Annotated in this window: 14 protein-coding genes; 4 read left to right on the forward strand and 10 right to left on the reverse strand. The window is 69.9% G+C overall.

Features of this window, described 5'->3' with window-relative positions:
* Nucleotides 1–404: 404 nt before the first annotated feature.
* The 3 genes from ACZ6S6_RS26920 to thyX form a co-directional block, all read right to left on the reverse strand.
* On the reverse strand, nucleotides 405–2090 hold the full coding sequence (locus tag ACZ6S6_RS26920) for a ribonuclease J (protein WP_362966277.1): 1686 nt from the start codon (nucleotides 2088–2090) through the stop codon (nucleotides 405–407).
* Nucleotides 2091–2222: 132 nt separating this feature from the next.
* Entirely contained in the window at nucleotides 2223–3122 is a 900-nt protein-coding gene (gene dapA / locus ACZ6S6_RS26925; protein ID WP_362966280.1) for a 4-hydroxy-tetrahydrodipicolinate synthase, read from the reverse strand.
* 152 nt (nucleotides 3123–3274) lie between these two features.
* On the reverse strand, nucleotides 3275–4012 hold the full coding sequence (gene thyX, locus ACZ6S6_RS26930; RefSeq protein WP_363077864.1) for an FAD-dependent thymidylate synthase: 738 nt from the start codon (nucleotides 4010–4012) through the stop codon (nucleotides 3275–3277).
* A gap of 186 nt (nucleotides 4013–4198) precedes the next feature.
* On the opposite strand from thyX, the gene ACZ6S6_RS26935 reads away from it, so the two are divergent.
* On the forward strand, nucleotides 4199–4438 hold the full coding sequence (locus tag ACZ6S6_RS26935) for a hypothetical protein (protein WP_469707153.1): 240 nt from the start codon (nucleotides 4199–4201) through the stop codon (nucleotides 4436–4438).
* A gap of 94 nt (nucleotides 4439–4532) precedes the next feature.
* Nucleotides 4533–5084 (forward strand): hypothetical protein, encoded by a 552-nt coding sequence (locus ACZ6S6_RS26940; RefSeq protein WP_362966286.1) that lies wholly within the window; start codon nucleotides 4533–4535, stop codon nucleotides 5082–5084.
* A gap of 96 nt (nucleotides 5085–5180) precedes the next feature.
* Here the strand turns inward: ACZ6S6_RS26940 and ACZ6S6_RS26945 are convergent, their stop codons facing one another.
* The 6 genes from ACZ6S6_RS26945 to eccD form a co-directional block, all read right to left on the reverse strand.
* Nucleotides 5181–5657: a hypothetical protein gene (locus ACZ6S6_RS26945; RefSeq protein ID WP_362966288.1), complete on the reverse strand. Its 477-nt coding sequence runs from the start codon at nucleotides 5655–5657 to the stop codon at nucleotides 5181–5183.
* A 14-nt stretch (nucleotides 5658–5671) separates the two neighbouring features.
* Nucleotides 5672–6424 (reverse strand): 4-hydroxy-tetrahydrodipicolinate reductase, encoded by a 753-nt coding sequence (dapB, locus tag ACZ6S6_RS26950; RefSeq protein ID WP_469707154.1) that lies wholly within the window; start codon nucleotides 6422–6424, stop codon nucleotides 5672–5674.
* A gap of 19 nt (nucleotides 6425–6443) precedes the next feature.
* Complete coding sequence (locus ACZ6S6_RS26955) at nucleotides 6444–7823, reverse strand: M16 family metallopeptidase (RefSeq protein ID WP_362966292.1); 1380 nt, start codon at nucleotides 7821–7823, stop codon at nucleotides 6444–6446.
* Nucleotides 7820–10036 (reverse strand): polyribonucleotide nucleotidyltransferase, encoded by a 2217-nt coding sequence (locus tag ACZ6S6_RS26960; protein ID WP_362966320.1) that lies wholly within the window; start codon nucleotides 10034–10036, stop codon nucleotides 7820–7822. Before ACZ6S6_RS26960 ends, ACZ6S6_RS26955 begins: the two co-directional genes overlap by 4 nt.
* A gap of 271 nt (nucleotides 10037–10307) precedes the next feature.
* Entirely contained in the window at nucleotides 10308–10598 is a 291-nt protein-coding gene (gene rpsO / locus ACZ6S6_RS26965) for a 30S ribosomal protein S15 (RefSeq protein WP_018551846.1), read from the reverse strand.
* A gap of 176 nt (nucleotides 10599–10774) precedes the next feature.
* Nucleotides 10775–12247, reverse strand: a complete 1473-nt coding sequence (eccD, locus tag ACZ6S6_RS26970; protein WP_469707155.1) for a type VII secretion integral membrane protein EccD — start codon at nucleotides 12245–12247, stop codon at nucleotides 10775–10777.
* A gap of 186 nt (nucleotides 12248–12433) precedes the next feature.
* On the opposite strand from eccD, the gene eccCa reads away from it, so the two are divergent.
* Nucleotides 12434–16384 carry a type VII secretion protein EccCa gene (gene eccCa, locus ACZ6S6_RS26975; RefSeq protein ID WP_469707156.1) on the forward strand — a complete coding sequence of 1317 codons (3951 nt, stop codon included), beginning with the start codon at nucleotides 12434–12436 and terminating at the stop codon, nucleotides 16382–16384.
* Nucleotides 16385–16524: 140 nt separating this feature from the next.
* Nucleotides 16525–16758, forward strand: coding sequence for a DUF397 domain-containing protein (locus ACZ6S6_RS26980; protein ID WP_123462661.1), 234 nt, complete (start codon nucleotides 16525–16527; stop codon nucleotides 16756–16758).
* A gap of 167 nt (nucleotides 16759–16925) precedes the next feature.
* On the opposite strand, the gene ACZ6S6_RS26985 is transcribed toward ACZ6S6_RS26980, so the two are convergent.
* Complete coding sequence (locus ACZ6S6_RS26985) at nucleotides 16926–17231, reverse strand: WXG100 family type VII secretion target (protein WP_362966298.1); 306 nt, start codon at nucleotides 17229–17231, stop codon at nucleotides 16926–16928.
* Between the last annotated feature and the right edge of the window lie 41 nt (nucleotides 17232–17272).

The raw sequence follows: 17272 nt of genomic DNA on the forward strand, positions 1-17272 counted from the left end.
AACATTTTCTGGGGCTTTCCTCCGGGCACTTCCCTTCGGTCTTGCGTTTCCGACTCTATCAGACTCTTTCGTGTCCGATTCCCGGTCGAAGCGGGCCTCGCAGTTTTCGCTTTCCAGTTCTTCGCTTTCGCGCTTTCCCTTTCCAGCGATTCCAACCCTACCAGACTCAATTTCGTTCCGTTTCCGGTTCGAATTTGATTTCCGGTGGCCGTTGAAGTGGCCTTGCCTTTCGGCGGATTCCGACTTTATCAGAACTTCTGAGTCGGAATTTCCATCCTCTGCCGGACGCTCGCTGCGCACGAGTGTGCGCGGCGCTTCCCGGTGAGGCGGAGACGTAAACGTACTGGAGCGGGGCTCCCCGATGCAAATCGGGGGCCCCGCTCCGGAGTTCGCGTCTGTCGGGGTCAGACCTCGACGACGACGGGAAGGATCATCGGACGCCGGCGGTAGGTGTCGGAGACCCACTTGCCCACCGTGCGGCGGACCAGCTGCTGGAGCTGGTGGGGCTCCATCACACCGTCCTGGGCCGACTTGTTGAGTGCGTCCTGGACCTTCGGTACGACCGCGCTGAACGCCGAGTCGTCGATACCGGAGCCCCGGGCCTGGATGTGGGGGCCGCCCACGATCTTGCCGGAGTTGCTGTCGACCACGATGAAGACGGAGATGATCCCCTCGTCGCCGAGGATCCGGCGGTCCTTGAGAGAGGTCTCGGTGACGTCGCCGACCGAGAGGCCGTCCACGTACACATAGCCCGCCTGGACCTTGCCGACGATCTTGGCCTTGCCGTCGATCAGGTCGACGACCACGCCGTCCTCGGCGATGACGATGTGGTCCTTCGGCACGCCGGTGAGGGCGCCCAGTTCGGCGTTGGCCCTGAGGTGGCGCCATTCACCGTGGACCGGCATCAGGTTCTTCGGCTTGCAGATGTTGTAGAAGTACAGCAGCTCGCCGGCCGAGGCATGGCCCGAGACGTGGACCTTGGCGTTGCCCTTGTGGATGACGTTGGCGCCCCAGCGGGTCAGACCGTTGATCACGCGGTAGACCGCGTTCTCGTTGCCGGGGATCAGCGACGACGCCAGGATGACCGTGTCGCCCTGGACGATACGGATCTGGTGGTCACGGTTGGCCATCCGGGACAGCGCCGCCATCGGCTCGCCCTGCGAACCCGTGCAGACCAGCACGACCTCGTCGTCCGGCAGGTCGTCGAGGGTCTTGACGTCGACGACCAGACCCGCGGGAACCTTCAGATATCCCAGGTCACGGGCGATGCCCATGTTCCGGACCATCGACCGTCCGACGAAGGCGACCCTGCGGCCGTACTCGTGGGCCGCGTCGAGGATCTGCTGGATGCGGTGCACGTGGCTGGCGAAGCTCGCCACGATGATCCGCTTCTGGGCATTGGCGAAGACCGTGCGCAGGACGTTCGAGATGTCCCGCTCGGGCGGTACGAAGCCGGGGACCTCCGCGTTGGTCGAGTCGGAGAGCAGCAGGTCGATGCCCTCCTCGCTCAGCCGCGCGAAGGCGTGCAGGTCGGTGAGGCGGCCGTCCAGCGGAAGCTGGTCCATCTTGAAGTCACCGGTGGCGACGGCCATGCCCGCAGGAGTGCGGATGGCGACCGCGAGGGCGTCCGGGATGGAGTGGTTGACCGCGATGAACTCGCAGTCGAAGACGCCGATGCGCTCGCGCTGGCCCTCCGTGACCTCAAGGGTGTACGGACGGATGCGGTGCTCCTGGAGCTTCGCCTCGATGAGCGCGAGGGTCAGCTTGGAGCCGATCAGCGGGATGTCCGGCTTCAGGCGCAGCAGATACGGGACACCACCGATGTGGTCCTCGTGGCCGTGCGTGAGGACGATGCCCTCGATGTCGTCGAGGCGGTCCCGGATCGTCGTGAAGTCCGGAAGGATCAGGTCGATTCCGGGCTGCTCCTCCTCGGGGAAGAGGACGCCGCAGTCGACGATGAGCAGGCGGCCGCCGTACTCGAAGACCGTCATGTTGCGGCCGATTTCGCCGAGGCCGCCGAGCGGGGTGACCCGCAGGCCGCCCTTCGGGAGCTTCGGCGGGGTGCCGAGTTCAGGATGCGGATGACTCAAAAGACTCTCCTTACCACACGCGCCACGTACCGCTTGGGCACGTGGCGCGCATGTCATTCGTGCACTTGCTGTTGTCTTGGGGTGTTGCCCTCTTGCGAGTGTTCTTCGCGTATTCAGTTGTGAAGTCTGTGGTTACAGCTCTACCCCACCGGCGGCGAGATCGATCTTGAGCTGCGCCGTTTCGTGTGCGGAGAGTTCCACCAGGGGAAGCCGCAGCGGGCCGGCGGGGAGACCCTGGAGGGTCAGCGCGGCCTTGGTGGTGATGACGCCCTGGGTGCGGAACATGCCGGTGAAGACGGGCAGCAGCTTCTGGTGGATCTCCGTGGCCTTCTGGACGTCTCCGCCGAGGAAGGCCTCCAGGAGGGCCCGCAGATCGGGGGTGACGACATGGCCGACGACGGAGACGAGGCCGACCGCGCCGACCGAGAGGAGCGGGAGGTTGAGCATGTCGTCGCCGGAGTACCAGGCCAGGCCCGACTGGGCGATGGCCCAGCTGGCTCGGCCGAGGTCGCCCTTGGCGTCCTTGTTGGCCACGATGCGCGGGTGCTCCGCGAGCCTCACGAGCGTCTCTGTGTCGATCGGCACACCGCTGCGGCCGGGAATGTCGTAGAGCATCACCGGCAGGCCGGTGGTGTCCGCGATCGCCGTGAAGTGCCGCAGCAGGCCCTCCTGCGGCGGCTTGTTGTAGTACGGCGTCACCGCGAGGAGGCCGTGGGCACCGCTTCGCTCGGCCGTGCGGGCGAGCTCGACGCTGTGGCGGGTGTCGTTGGTCCCGATGCCGGCGACGACGTGCGCCCGGTCTCCCACCGCTTCCAGCACAGCCCTTACGAGCTGGTCTTTCTCCGCGTCGCTGGTGGTCGGGGACTCGCCGGTGGTGCCGTTGATGATCAGGCCGTCGTTGCCTGCGTCCACCAGATGGGTGGCGAGCCGCTGGGCGCCGTCGAGGTCGAGTGCGCCGTCCGCCGTGAAGGGCGTGACCATAGCGGTGAGGACCCGCCCGAAGGGGGTCTGCGGAGTGGAGATCGGAGCCATGGGTAACACGCTACTCGTTGCTCGGCGCCGGGTGTCCCCTCGGGGGGACAAGCGATAGGAGCCCGGCACTGCCTGCTCGGGGGTTCAAGCAGTGCCGGGTCCGTTTGATCAGCCTAGATGAACTTCACGAAACGCCGCAATACGGACACCGCCTATGGGGCTACTCGTCCATTTTTGTTGAAGGCTGCATGGGTGAGCGGCATGAGCCCCGCCCAGTGCGCCTCCATCTGCTCGCCGACCATTTCGATCTCGCGCTGCGGGAAGGACGGAACCTTCGCCAGCTCGTGCTGGGTGCGCAGGCCGAGGAAGTGCATCAGCGAGCGGGCGTTGCACGTGGCGTACATCGAGGAGAACAGGCCGACGGGGAGGACCGCGCGGGCCACCTCACGGGCCACGCCCGCGGCGAGCATCTCCTGGTAGGCGTCGTACGCCTGGCGGTACGAGTCCTCCATGACGCGGCCGGTGAGCTCCTGCTGCGCCTCGGTGCCCTCGACGAACTCGTACTTGCCGGGGCGGCCCTGCTGGACGAGCTTGCGGGACTCCCCCGGTACGTAGAAGACCGGTTCCAGCTCCCTGTAGCGGCCCGATTCCTCGTTGTACGACCAGCCGACGCGGTGCCGCATGAACTCGCGGAAGACGAAGATCGGGGCGCTGATGAAGAAGGTCATCGAGTTGTGCTCGAACGGGCTTCCGTGCCGGTCCCGCATCAAGTAGTTGATGAGTCCCTTGGAGCGCTCAGGATCCTTGGTGACTTCCTCCAGGGACTGCTCACCGGCCGTGGAGACACGGGCGGCAAAGAGCACATCGGAGTCGCCTGCGGCATGTTTCACCAGGTCAACGGTGACATCGCTGCGGAAGCTGGGCTTTGCGGGCTCGGGGGTCTCGGTCACCGGCGGGGTCCTTCCAATGGCGTCGCTCGGGCGGCGCCCACTCTACGGGCCGCCACTGACAACGCGGTCGGCACCGGCCTTTCGAGGATTCTTTCGATCAATTCGGCGATTCGGGGCACCGATCGGGCTCGCCATACGTCTGACTTAATAGCACCACTCAAAACAGAGTTCAAGGAGAGTTACCTCATGTTCCGCCGGCGTGAAGCCGTCCCGTTCTCGTTCGTGGCCGAGGCCGACCGATTCCGCAGCAACGTCACACCGCCGCCCCGGGAGCGCACCAGCGTCTCCGAGCTGGCGGCCCGCAGCCTCGTCGGGTTCGCCGTGATCGCCGGACTCGCCGGATCACTGCTGCTGGGCCTTCCCGCCCTGGCACCCGATCAGTCGCCTTCGCACAGCCAGCAGGCTGAGGCAGCACCGGGGCACTGACTCGTACGGGCCCCCTGGGGTGGTAGCGGCGGTCACCCCCTCGGTAGCCTCACCGGGCACAGCAATCGAGCGTGCTTGTGAGTGAGGATCAGTCGTGCCCCTGCCCTTCCTGACGGCCGACCGCGCGTTTGACGCGAGCGCTGAGGATGTCGCGCTGCCGTTCGACGACCACGACAGCTGGCGGCGTCCCTACCGCCCCGGACCGTGGCGGGTCGCGGCCGCGGCCACCCTGCTGCTGCTCGCCTCGTTCATCCTGTTCGCGGGGATGATCATCGCGTTCGCCGGGGCCATGCCCGGGGCGGGGGCGTGTCTCGCGCTCGCCCTCGCGGTGATCCTCTGCGCCCTGCGGATGCTGAGGATCGGCGCGTGGGTGAGCCGGCACGGCGTACGCCGCGTCGGGTTCTTCCGGACGACGACCGTGCCGTGGAACCGCGCCACCGCGGTGCGTACGGTGCAGCAGCCGGTGAAGTGGCTCGGATTCCCCCGGACGGTTCAGGGTCAGGCCCTGATCGTCGTACGCAGGGGTGGCGACGCGGTGCCGCCGCTGCTCACGGACTCCAACGCGGACTTCCTGACGCGGAGCGAGGCGTTTGACCGGGCTGCCGACACGATTGAGGCGTGGGGGGACGAGTACCGGCAGCAGTAGGGCCTTGAGGCCTTGCCGTCCGGCGATTGGGGGTGCCCCTCAGTCGCCGGGCGGCTTTTTTGTGTCCTCAATCGCCGGACGGCTCAAAGACTGTCCTCAATCGCCGGACGGGCTTGAGATGCTTGAGGCGCCTGCTGGGCGGCTGTGCAGGGCGATGGCTCGTTGCATGGCCTTGCGGGCCCGTGGGGTGTCCCTGGCGTCCTGGTAGGCGACAGCCAGCCGGAACCAGCAGCGCCAGTCGTCCGGCGTGTCCTCCGTCTCCGCCTGCCGGCGGACGAACGCCGCGTCGGCGGAGTCGCGGTCGATGCGGCCGCTCGGGGTACGGGCCAGGTCGTCGACCGGCAGCCCGCCCTCCGCGTCGAGTTCGGCGGCCAGGGCGTTGGCCCGCCGGACGAACTGGGTGTTCTTCCAGAGGAACCAGATGCCGATCAGCGGCAGGATCAGCACCGCGATCCCGAAGGTCACCGTGAGCAGCGTGCCGTGCCGGATGAGCAGGACGCCACGGCTGCCGGCCAGGGCGAAGTAGAAGACCAGGACGGCGGCGGTGACGGTGTACGTGATCTTTGCGCGCATGGCGGTGGGCTCAGTCAGTTCAGGTCGAGGAAGTTTTCCAGGCCGAACGTGAGGCCCGGAGCTGTCGGCACGCGGCGTGCGCCGAGCAGGATGCCCGGCATGAAGCTGCTGTGGTGCAGCGAGTCGTGCCGGATGGTGAGGGTCTCGCCCTCGCTCCCGAGCAGCACCTCCTGGTGGGCCAGCAGGCCGCGCAGCCGGACCGAGTGGACCGGGATCCCGTCGACGTCCGCGCCGCGCGCCCCGTCCAGGGCCGTCGTGGTGGCGTCCGGCTGGGGTGCGCTGCCCGCCTCGCGGCGGGCAGCGGCGATGAGCTGGGCGGTGCGGGCGGCGGTGCCGGAGGGCGCGTCGGCCTTGTTCGGGTGGTGGAGCTCGATGACCTCGACCGACTCGAAGTAGCGTGCGGCCTGCTGGGCGAACCTCATGGTGAGGACCGCGCCGATGGAGAAGTTCGGTGCGATGAGCACACCGGTCTCCGGCGAGCCGGAGAGCCAGGTGTTCAGCTGCGCGAGCCGTTCGTCGGTCCAGCCGGTGGTGCCCACCACCGCGTGGATGCCGTGCCGGACGGAGAATTCGAGGTTCTCCAACACCGACGCCGGGGTGGTGAGCTCGACGATGACCTGGGCGCCGGTGTCCACGAGGGTCTCCAGCTTGTCGCCGCGGCCGAGTGCGGCCACCAGCTCCAGGTCGTCGGCGGCCTCGACGGCTCGTACCGCCTCGGAGCCGATACGGCCCCCGGCACCGAGAACGGCTACGCGCAGCTTGCTCATGCTTACTTCTTTCGGGTGACTAGGCCACTGATTCGTGGAGGCGGTCGGCCTGCTTGTCCTTGAGCGGGCCGATGACCGACAGCGAGGGGCGGTGTCCGAGGACCTCGCCCGCCACCGACCGGACGTCGTCCGGCGTGACCTGCGCGATACGGGCCAGCATGTCGTCGACCGACATCTGCTCGCCCCAGCACAGTTCGCTCTTGCCGATGCGGTTCATCAGCGCGCCGGTGTCCTCCAGCCCGAGGACCGTGGACCCGGCGAGCTGGCCGATGGCGCGGCTGATCTCCTCGTCGTCCAGTCCGTCCGACGCGACACGGTCGAGCTCGTCGCGGCAGATCTTGAGGACGTCGTGGACCTGGCTGGGCCGGCAGCCCGCGTACACGCCGAAGAGTCCGCAGTCCGCGAAGCCCGAGGTGTACGAGTAGACGCTGTAGGCGAGGCCGCGCTTCTCCCGTACCTCCTGGAAGAGGCGGGAGCTCATGCCGCCTCCGAGGGCGGTGTTGAGTACGCCGAGCGCCCAGCGGCGCTCGTCCGTGCGGGCCAGTCCCGGCATGCCGAGGACGACGTGGGCCTGCTCGGTCTTGCGGTTCAGGAGCTCGACCCGGCCCGCGGTGCGCAGTGTGCGGGAGCCCGCGCGGGGCGCCACCGGGGTGGCGTCGGTGCGGGAGAGCGCTCCGGCCTGCTCGAAGGCCTTGCGGACCTGGCGTACGACCGTGGCGTGGTCGACGTTGCCGGCGGCGGCGACGACGAGGTGCGTGGGGTCGTAGTGCTTCTTGTAGAAGCGGGCGATCTGGCCGCGGCTCAGTGCGTTGACCGTGTCGACCGTGCCGAGGACCGGGCGGCCCAGGGGGGTGTCGCCGAGCATCGTGTGCGCGAACAGGTCGTGCACGCAGTCGCCCGGGTCGTCCTCCGTCATCGCGATCTCCTCAAGGATGACGCCGCGTTCGGCGTCGATGTCCTCGGAGGCGATCAGTGAGCCGGTCAGCATGTCGCAGACGACATCGATGGCCAGCGGCAGGTCCGTGTCGAGGACCCGCGCGTAGTAGCAGGTGTACTCCTTCGCCGTGAAGGCGTTCATCTCGCCGCCGACCGCGTCGATGGCGGAGGAGATGTCCAGGGCGCTGCGCTTGTCGGTGCCCTTGAAGAGGAGGTGTTCGAGGTAGTGCGTCGCGCCGTTCAGGGCCGGGGTCTCGTCGCGTGATCCGACGTTGGCCCAGATACCGAAGGTGGCGGAGCGTACGGAGGGCAGGGTCTCGGTGACGATGCGCAGGCCGCCGGGGAGGACCGTGCGGCGGACCGTGCCGATGCCGTTGCTGCCCTTGAGAAGCGTTTGGGTACGGGCGACGGCCCGCGCCTCCGAGGAGGTGCGGGCCGTCGTCACGGAACTACGGGACGTCACTTGGCGGCGTCGTCCTTCTGCTCGTCGGCCTCTTCACCCTCGACGACCGGGATCAGCGAGAGCTTGCCGCGGGAGTCGATCTCGGCGATCTCGACCTGGACCTTGGCACCGACGCCGAGCACGTCCTCGACGTTCTCCACGCGCTTGCCACCGGCGAGCTTGCGGATCTGCGAGATGTGCAGCAGGCCGTCCTTGCCGGGCATCAGGGAGACGAACGCACCGAAGGTGGTGGTCTTGACGACCGTACCCAGGTAGCGCTCGCCGACCTCCGGCATGGTCGGGTTGGCGATCGCGTTGATCGTGGCGCGCGCGGCCTCGGCCTGCGAGCCCTGCTGGGCACCGATGTAGATGGTGCCGTCGTCCTCGATCGTGATGTCGGCGCCGGTGTCCTCCTGGATCTGGTTGATCATCTTGCCCTTGGGGCCGATGACCTCACCGATCTTGTCCACCGGGATCTTGACGGTGATGATCCGCGGGGCGTTGGGGGACATCTCGTCCGGGACGTCGATGGCCTCGTTCATCACATCGAGGATGTGGAGGCGGGCGTCACGGGCCTGCTTCAGCGCGGCGGCCAGGACCGAGGCGGGGATGCCGTCGAGCTTGGTGTCGAGCTGGAGCGCGGTCACGAACTGCTTCGTGCCGGCGACCTTGAAGTCCATGTCACCGAACGCGTCCTCGGCACCGAGGATGTCGGTGAGGGCGACGTAGTGGGTCTTGCCGTCGATCTCCTGCGAGATCAGACCCATGGCGATACCGGCGACGGCGGCCTTGAGGGGCACACCGGCGTTCAGCAGCGACATGGTGGAGGCGCAGACCGAGCCCATGGACGTCGAGCCGTTGGAGCCCAGCGCCTCGGAGACCTGGCGGATCGCGTAGGGGAACTCCTCGCGCGACGGCAGCACCGGCACGATGGCGCGCTCGGCGAGCGCACCGTGGCCGATCTCGCGGCGCTTGGGCGAGCCCACGCGGCCGGTCTCACCGACGGAGTACGGCGGGAAGTTGTAGTTGTGCATGTAGCGCTTGCGGGTCACCGGGGAGAGGGTGTCCAGCTGCTGCTCCATGCGGAGCATGTTGAGGGTGGTGACGCCCAGGATCTGGGTCTCGCCACGCTCGAAGAGCGCCGAGCCGTGCACGCGCGGGATGGCCTCGACCTCGGCGGCGAGCGTACGGATGTCCGTGACGCCGCGGCCGTCGATGCGGACCTTGTCCTTGATGACGCGCTCGCGGACCAGCTTCTTGGTCAGCGCGCGGTAGGCACCGGAGATCTCCTTCTCGCGGCCCTCGAAGGCCGGGAGGAGCTTCTCGCCCGCGATCTCCTTGATGCGGTCGAGCTCCGCCTCGCGCTCCTGCTTGCCGGCGATGGTGAGCGCCTTGGCGAGCTCGGTGCTGACGGCCTTGCTGAGCGCCTCCAGGACGTCGTCCTGGTAGTCGAGGAAGACCGGGAACTCGCCGGTGGGCTTGGCAGCCTTGGCGGCGAGGTCGGCCTGGGCCTTGCAGAGCGCCTTGATGAAGGGCTTCGCGGCTTCGAGACCGGCGGCGACGACCTCTTCGGTCGGGGCCTCCGCGCCGTCCTGGACGAGCTGGATGGTCTTCTCGGTGGCCTCGGCCTCGACCATCATGATCGCGACGTCGCCGTCCTCCAGGACGCGACCCGCGACGACCATGTCGAAGACGGCGTCCTCGAGCTCGGTGTGCGTCGGGAAGGCGACCCACTGGCCCTTGATCAGGGCGACGCGGGTGGCGCCGATCGGGCCGGAGAAGGGCAGGCCCGCCAGGATCGTGGAAGCGGAGGCGGCGTTGATCGCGACCACGTCGTACAGGTGGTCGGGGTTGAGCGCCATGATCGTCTCGACGATCTGGATCTCGTTGCGCAGGCCCTTCTTGAAGGAGGGGCGCAGCGGGCGGTCGATCAGGCGGCAGGTGAGGATCGCGTCCTCGGAGGGGCGGCCCTCCCGGCGGAAGAAGGAGCCGGGGATCTTGCCGGCGGCGTACTGCCGCTCCTCGACGTCCACCGTGAGGGGGAAGAAGTCGAGCTGGTCCTTGGGCCGCTTGGAAGCGGTGGTGGCCGACAGCACCATGGTGTCGTCGTCCAGGTACGCGACGGCGGAGCCGGCGGCCTGCTTGGCCAGGCGGCCCGTCTCGAAGCGGATGGTGCGGGTACCGAAGGTTCCGTTGTCGATAACGGCCTCGGCGTAGTGGGTCTCGTTCTCCACTAGTGTCTTCTCCATACTCGTCGTCTTTTTCGTCCTGTCGCCCGTGTGGCGCAGGACGGTGCGGAGAGGCGCACCGTGTGTGCGGGGCCGGTCTTCGATCGAAGCTCCCGGGCGTTGTCCCGGGGGCCACTACCGAGGACCGGCGGCGGCCGTGTGGCGCCTCTCCTCGTCTGGTGTTGTACGTCCAGGTTACTGAGCTTGACCCCAGTCCCGCACGTACGGCAAAGGGAGCGGCCCCTGGATGTGGGCACCGCTCCCTTTCACAGCGTCTTTACTTGGCGCCGCCGGCCGCGCCACGGCGGATGCCGAGGCGGTCGACGAGCGCACGGAAGCGCTGGATGTCCTTCTTGGCCAGGTACTGCAGAAGGCGGCGACGCTGGCCGACCAGGATCAGCAGACCACGACGGGAGTGGTGGTCGTGCTTGTGCGTCTTGAGGTGCTCGGTCAGGTCCGAGATGCGGCGGGAGAGCATGGCCACCTGAACCTCGGGGGAACCGGTGTCGCCCTCCTTCTGCGCGAACTCGGTCATGATCTGCTTCTTCGTAGCGGCGTCGAGCGGCACGCGGTACTCCTCTAGGTGTTCGATGCGCCCACGAGTGCCCCTGGTCTTGATCTCAGGGGAGCTTGAGTGACTCGGGAGCGAAGGTCCGATGAGCGCAGCTCCCAGAACGAACCGGGAACGCGTACACAAACGGCCACAGCCAGACTACCAGCCGTTCGGAGCGCTTCCGACGGGCCTCACCCGGTGAGGGCCCTGGCCCTGGCGAAGACGTCGAGAACCGCCAGGCAGAGCGGGACCAGGGAGAGCAGCAGCGCGCTCTCGGCCAGGTCCAGGAGCCGGCCCCAGAACGGGGAGAGGCCCTTGCGCGGTACGGCCAGGGCGACCGTCGTGAGCAGGGCGGCGCCTGCCGCGACGGCGGCGGAGAGCCACATCGTACGGAGGTCGAGGGAGCCGCGGTCGCCGTACCGGGTCAGCTCGTCCAGCAGATCGGCGGGCGGGTTCAGCGCGAGGCCGATGACCAGCAGGGCGACGGCGCCGATGCCCGCCGCGAGCAGGCAGACGACCTGCGAGGTGTAGCGGAAGAGCCGGGCGCGCAGCAGCAGCGCGAGTCCTGCCGCCAGGGCGAGCAGCCGGCCCCAGGCGCTGTCGGAGAAGCCGAGTACGGCGGCGGCCGCGACGACGACGGCCGCGCACCCGCCGACCAGGCCGAGCAGCAGCTCGTGGCCGCGGCGGGCCCGGTCCGCGATGCCCTCGGCGTCGACGGGCGGGCCCGGGGTGACCGGCCCGGCGTCCGGCGAGCAGGAGTGGCCGCCCGGGGCGGAGCGCGGCGCGGCGTATCCGATGGGCAGCCGGGCGAAGCGGGCGGAGAGGCCGGGCAGGAAGGCGACGAGTCCGAGGCCGGCCGGGGCGCAGACGGCGGCGGCCCTGGTGGCGGAGGTCTCGGTGAGTATCGCGACGAAGGCCGCCAGGGTGCCGGCGGTGGCGAGGAGGGTCGTCGCGACGAACGGGGCGTCGCCGCTCGGGATCAGGGCGACCAGGACGACGGAGGCGATCAGCACGGCGACACAGCCGAGCAGGAACTGCAGCCTGCCGGCGCCCTGGCCGGCGTCCGGCCCGATGATGCCGGAGCCCGCGACGAGGACGAGGGGCAGTGCGCCGAGGCCGGCGGCGACGGCGGCGCCGCGGTCCGCGTAGACCCGGGCGCGTGCCCCCGCGAAGGCGGTGAGCAGCACGCCCGCGGCGCCGGCGACGACGGCGGGCAGCCCGTGCGTGTCGTGGCGGACCGGGTCGGCGGACCAGAGGAGGAAGCCGAGCAGGACGGACAGTGTGACGGCGCCCGCCAGTCCGGCGCCGCGCAGCAGGTCGTCGCTCCAGAGGTGGCGGTCGCGGCCGACGGCCGAGGCGACGGCGTCGGAGACGTCGTCGAAGACGGCGGGCGGCAGGGAGTGCGCGAAGGGGCGCAGCAGCAGGAGTTCGCCGTCCAGGACGTGCTGCGCGGCGAGGGTCCGGGCGCCGTCGAGGACCGTGCCGTCACGGCGTACGAGGTGGTGTCCGGTGGGGGTGCCGGCCGCCTGGTTCCGGCCGGTGAGGCGGAGGATCTCCGGGTAGATGTCGGCGACGGCGATGTCCTGGGGCAGTGCGACGTCGATCCGGCTGTCGGGCGCCACGACAGTGACACGGCAGAAGCCGGTCGCCGCAGTCGTACTCACGTGTCTGGTCCCCCTGATTCGCGGTTGCGCACCGTGCGCGCGCCACCCTACCGGGAGGGGGAAAAGGCCCTCGGCACGTAGGATCGCCGTCGCGCGGAGGCCAGTCCGCGAGCAGAGGCAGCCACGGGGCGCCGGTGCGGATCCACCCGGCCCTTCGCCCGTCCGCACTGAGGGATTGATGTTCCGGTGAGCCAGATCGTCGTGAAGCGACCGCCGCGGTCCCTGCCGCCGGAAGTCCCCACGGACGAGTTGATGTTGACGGCCCCTCCCGAACTGCCGCGCGGTCGGCAGGAGGGTCTGTTGACGCAGCTTCTGCCAGTGCTGGGCATGGGCTCATCGGTGGTCTTCTTCTTCTCGCCGCAGGCTCCCCCGTTCATGCGGGTCATGGGTGTGCTGATGCTGGTGTCGACGGTCGGCCTGGCCGCCGCGCAGCTGGTGCGTCACCGGCGGGGCTCGCGGGGGCAGTCGGCGGATGTCCGGCGTGACTACTTCAAGTACCTGGCGCGGACGCGGCTCGTGGTGCGCGGGACGGCGCGGGCCCAGCGGGACGCGCGGTTGTATCTGCATCCCGCTCCCGAGCAGCTGTGGTCGGTGGTCGCCGGGGGCGGCCGGGTGTGGGAACGGCGGATCGGCGACGAGGACTTCGGCGAGGTGCGGCTCGGGCTCGGGAGGCAGCGGCTGGCGACGCCGCTGTCGGCGCCGGAGACCGCTGCGCCGGACGAGCTGGAGCCGCTGTGCGCGGACGCGATGCGGCGGTTCCTGGCGGTGCACGGCTGGCTGGACGGGCTGCCGGTGGCCGTCTCGTTGCGGGCGTACTTCCGTGTGACGGTCTGCGGCCCGCCGGAGTCGGCGCGGTCCGTGGCGCGGGCGGTGGTGGCGCAGCTGGTGACGCTGCACTCCCCCGAGGACCTGGTGGTCGCGGTGGTGGCGGGACCGGGTGCGGTGGCGCGCTGGGAGTGGACGAAGTGGCTGCCGCACGTGCAGGTGCCCGGTCAGGTCGACGGGGCCGGCTCGAAGCGGCTGTTCGGGACCGGCCCCGGTGAGGTCGAGCCGTTGCTGGCGCCCTGGCTGGAGGGGCGGCCGCGGTTCGGCCGGGAGGCCCGGCCGCTGCTGGACCGGCCGCACGTCGTGGTGGTCCTGGACGGCGTCACGGTGCCGCCGGACTCGCTGCTGGCCGCGGCCGGGGGTCTGCAGGGCGTGACGGTCCTCGATGTGGTGCCGGGCGGGCCCGGCGGGCCGCGCGACGGTCTGTCCGTGGTGGCGCGGCCCGGTCTGCTGCGGCTGGAGTCCGGTGCGGGGCCCGCGTACGAAGGAGTGCCGGACGGCATCTCGCTGCCGGCGGCCGAGGCGCTGGCCCGGCAGCTCGCGCCGCTCAGGATGGGCGGGGGCGACGACGACGAACCGCTGCTGGACGATCTGGACTTCACCGATCTGCTGGATCTGGGTGACGCGGGTTCGGTCGACGGGGCGCACGGCCGGCGGCCGCGCCCGGCCTCCGAGCGGCTGCGGGTGCCGATCGGGGTCGGCGAGGACGGTCTGCCGGTGGTGCTGGACCTCAAGGAGTCGGCGCAGGACGGCATGGGCCCGCACGGGCTCTGTGTCGGCGCGACGGGTTCCGGGAAGTCGGAGCTGCTGCGGACGCTGGTGCTGGGGCTCGCGGTCACGCACTCCTCCGAGACGCTGAACTTCGTGCTCGCGGACTTCAAGGGCGGTGCGACGTTCGCCGGTATGTCGCGCCTGCCGCATGTGGCCGCGGTCATCACCAACCTGGCCGACGACCTGACGCTGGTCGACCGGATGGGCGACGCGATCCGCGGTGAGCTGCGGCGGCGCCAGGAGCTGCTGCGCTCGGCGGGCAACTACGCGGGCGTCCACGCGTACGAGCGGGCGCGGGCGGCGGGTGCGGCGCTGGAGCCGCTGGCCTCGCTGGTCCTGGTCATCGACGAGTTCTCCGAACTGCTCACCGCGAAGCCCGACTTCATCGACATGTTCATCCAGATCGGCCGGATCGGGCGTTCGCTGGGGGTGCATCTGCTGCTGGCCTCGCAGCGGCTGGAGGAGGGAAGGCTGCGGGGTCTGGAGACGTACCTCTCGTACCGGATCGGGCTGCGGACGTTCTCGGCCGAGGAGTCGCGCACGGCGCTGGGTGTACCGGACGCCTGCCATCTGCCGTCCGTGCCCGGCTCCGGCTACCTCAGGACGGGTACGGAGGGGATGACGCGGTTCAAGGCGGCGTACGTGTCGGGGGCGTACCGCCCCGGTGGTCCCGCTCTGCCCTCGGGGCCGCTTCCGGCCGAGCGGCGGGCCGCGGTGTTCAGTGCGCTGCCGGTGCCGGTGGAGTACGCGGCGCCGGACCCGGCGCCCGCGCCGGCCGCCGCCGGGAGCGACGCGCTCGCCGACACCGTCCTCGATGTGATCGTGCGGCGGCTGGAGGGGCAGGGGCCGCCCGCCCACCAGGTGTGGCTGCCGCCCCTGGACCGGGCGCCGACGCTGGATCAGCTGCTGCCGGGTCTCGCGGCGGGCGGCGGGCGCGGGTTCACCGCCACGGAGTCCGGCCGGCCCGGCGCGCTGACCGTCCCCCTCGGCCTGGTCGACAAGCCGTTCGAGCAGCGGCGCGAGGTGCTGCGCCTGGACTTCTCCGGCGCCGCGGGGCACCTGATGGTGGTCGGCGGTCCGCGCTCCGGCAAGTCGACGCTGCTGCGTACGCTGATCGCGTCGTTCGCGCTCACCCACACCCCGGACGAAGTGCAGTTCTACGGAATCGACTTCGGTGGCGGCGGGCTCGCCTCGCTGGCGGATCTGCCGCATGTCGGGGCAATGGCCGCACGGCTGGACCCGGAGCGGGTACGGCGTACGGTCGCCGAGGTGGCGGGGGTGCTGGCCGGGCGCGAGGAGTTCTTCCGCACCCACTCGATCGACTCCGTCGCCACCTACCGGCGCAGGCGCGCACTCGGTGAGCTGCCCGGCGAGGCGTGGGGCGACGTCTTCCTGGTCATCGACGGCTGGAGCGGACTGCGCACCGAGCACGAGGAGCTGGAGCAGGTCGTCACCGACATCGCGGCGCGCGGCCTCGGCTACGGCGTCCATGTCGTCCTCTCCGCCGCCCGTTACCTGGAGGTGCGCGCCGCGCTCAAGGACCAGGTCCTCGGGCGGCTCGAACTGCGGCTCGGCGATGTCATGGACTCCGAGTTCGACCGCGGGGTCGCCGCCCGGGTTCCGGCCGGGGTGCCCGGCCGTGGTCAGGTGGCGGAGAAGCTGCACTTCATGGGTGCGCTGCCGCGTATCGACTCCGTGTCCGGCACGGCGGATCTGGCCGACGGCACGGCCGCGCTGACCGCGGCGGTGCGGGCGGGCTGGACGGGTGCGCCGGCCCCGGCCGTACGGCTGCTGCCGCGCAGGCTGCCGGCGGAGCAGCTGCCGAAGGGGTTCGAGTTCCCGGACCTGGGCATCGCGATCGGTGTCGGCGAGACGGATCTGGAGCCGGTGTTCGTCGACTTCGACACCGACCCCTTCTTCCTGGTGTTCGGCGAGAGCGAGTCGGGCAAGTCCAATCTGCTGCGCCTGATCGCGAAGCAGATCACGGAGCGCTACTCCCCCGACGAGGCCAGGTTCGTCGTCGGTGACTACCGGCGGTCGCTGCTGGGCGCGCTGCCGGAGAGCCATCTGCTGGAGTACGCGCCGACGGCGAGCGCGCTGCGGACGCACATGGAGGCGCTGGCCGGGGTGTTCGCGCGCAGGCAGCCCCCGGCGGATGTCGGTCCGCGGGAGTTGCGCGACCGCAGCTGGTGGACCGGTCCGCGGATCTTCGTCCTCGTCGACGACTACGACCTGGTGGCGACGGGCGCGGGCGGTCCGCTGGCGCCGCTGGCGGAGTATCTGCCCTTCGCCCGGGACACCGGGGTGCGTTTCGTCATCGCGCGCGGTTCGGCGGGGGCCTCGCGCTCCATGTACGAACCGTTCATGCAGCGGATCAAGGAGCTGGGCGCACAGGGGGTGGTGCTGTCCGGCGATCCGGCCGAGGGCGACCTGATCGGGGCGGTGCGCGGACGTCCGATGCCGCCGGGACGTGGGTACTTCGCCACCCGGCGCCGGGGGAACCCGCTGGTGCAGACCGGACGGCTGCCGGAGCGGAGCTGACGCGGTGCGGTGCGGTGCGGTGCGGTGCATGAGAGCACAGAAGCGTGTCGCGCGCTGCGGAATGGCTGACGGGATCCCTCGTCGGCACGGGCCCTGTACCGTTCCGTGCAGAGCCACCGTACGGAGAGGAACCCTTGACGATGGGCACGCAGGCGGAGAAGGACGAGCTGTACGCACTCGACATCTCGGGGGTGGAATGGCTGAGTGCGCCCGGCACGGAGGAGGCCGAGGAGCGCGTCGAGATCGCGCATCTGCCGGGCGGGGCAGTGGCGATGAGGTCCTCGCTGGATCCGGAGACCGTGCTGCGGTACACCGAGGCCGAATGGCGCGCCTTCGTACTGGGCGCACGGGACGGCGAGTTCGACCTCACGTAGCGGAGCGGAACGGAGCGAAACGGAGCGGAACGGTGGGCGCGGCGGTCGTGCGACGGCGCACTGAGGTCCCCGTCGCCGTCGCCGTACGCACAATGGGCACGTTCGGGTGAACGTGCCCATTGCTGTGTGTGCCTGTCGCGTCCGCGCGACCGGTGGTCGGTACGTGGTCAGTACGCCTCGGTGAACAGCCGGGAGGACTTGAGGTCCGTGAACCGGTAGTGGTCCTTGCCGGACTCGACGATCCTGGCCACCCGCTCCAGGCGGTTCTTCATGTCGTCGGCCCTGCCCCGGTACTTGTTCTGGAGCGTCACGTACTCGCTGTGCGCCTCACCGTCCCAGGTGTCGGTGACGACCTTGAGCGCGGCGTCCATCTCTTCGAGGTCGCGGCAGATGTTCCGGGACACCGCGCGGATGCGGTTGGCCATCTCCTGGACGCTCTCGTACCTGACCTTGGTGTGCGGGTCGTGGCCCATCCGACTTCTCCTCCGTGCTCGCTGTGGATGGTGTGGGGTGG

This window comes from Streptomyces sp. NPDC048671, from assembly GCF_055587045.1.

Bases quoted from the DNA above. Each gene is read 5' to 3' on its own strand.
- dapA (WP_362966280.1), bottom strand. From the start codon at position 3,122: ATGGCTCCGATCTCCACTCCGCAGACCCCCTTCGGGCGGGTCCTCACC.
- ACZ6S6_RS26935 (WP_469707153.1), top strand. From the start codon at position 4,199: ATGTTCCGCCGGCGTGAAGCCGTCCCGTTCTCGTTCGTGGCCGAGGCC.
- ACZ6S6_RS26945 (WP_362966288.1), bottom strand. From the start codon at position 5,657: ATGCGCGCAAAGATCACGTACACCGTCACCGCCGCCGTCCTGGTCTTC.
- dapB (WP_469707154.1), bottom strand. From the start codon at position 6,424: ATGAGCAAGCTGCGCGTAGCCGTTCTCGGTGCCGGGGGCCGTATCGGC.
- ACZ6S6_RS26980 (WP_123462661.1), top strand. From the start codon at position 16,525: ATGGGCACGCAGGCGGAGAAGGACGAGCTGTACGCACTCGACATCTCG.
- ACZ6S6_RS26985 (WP_362966298.1), bottom strand. From the start codon at position 17,231: ATGGGCCACGACCCGCACACCAAGGTCAGGTACGAGAGCGTCCAGGAG.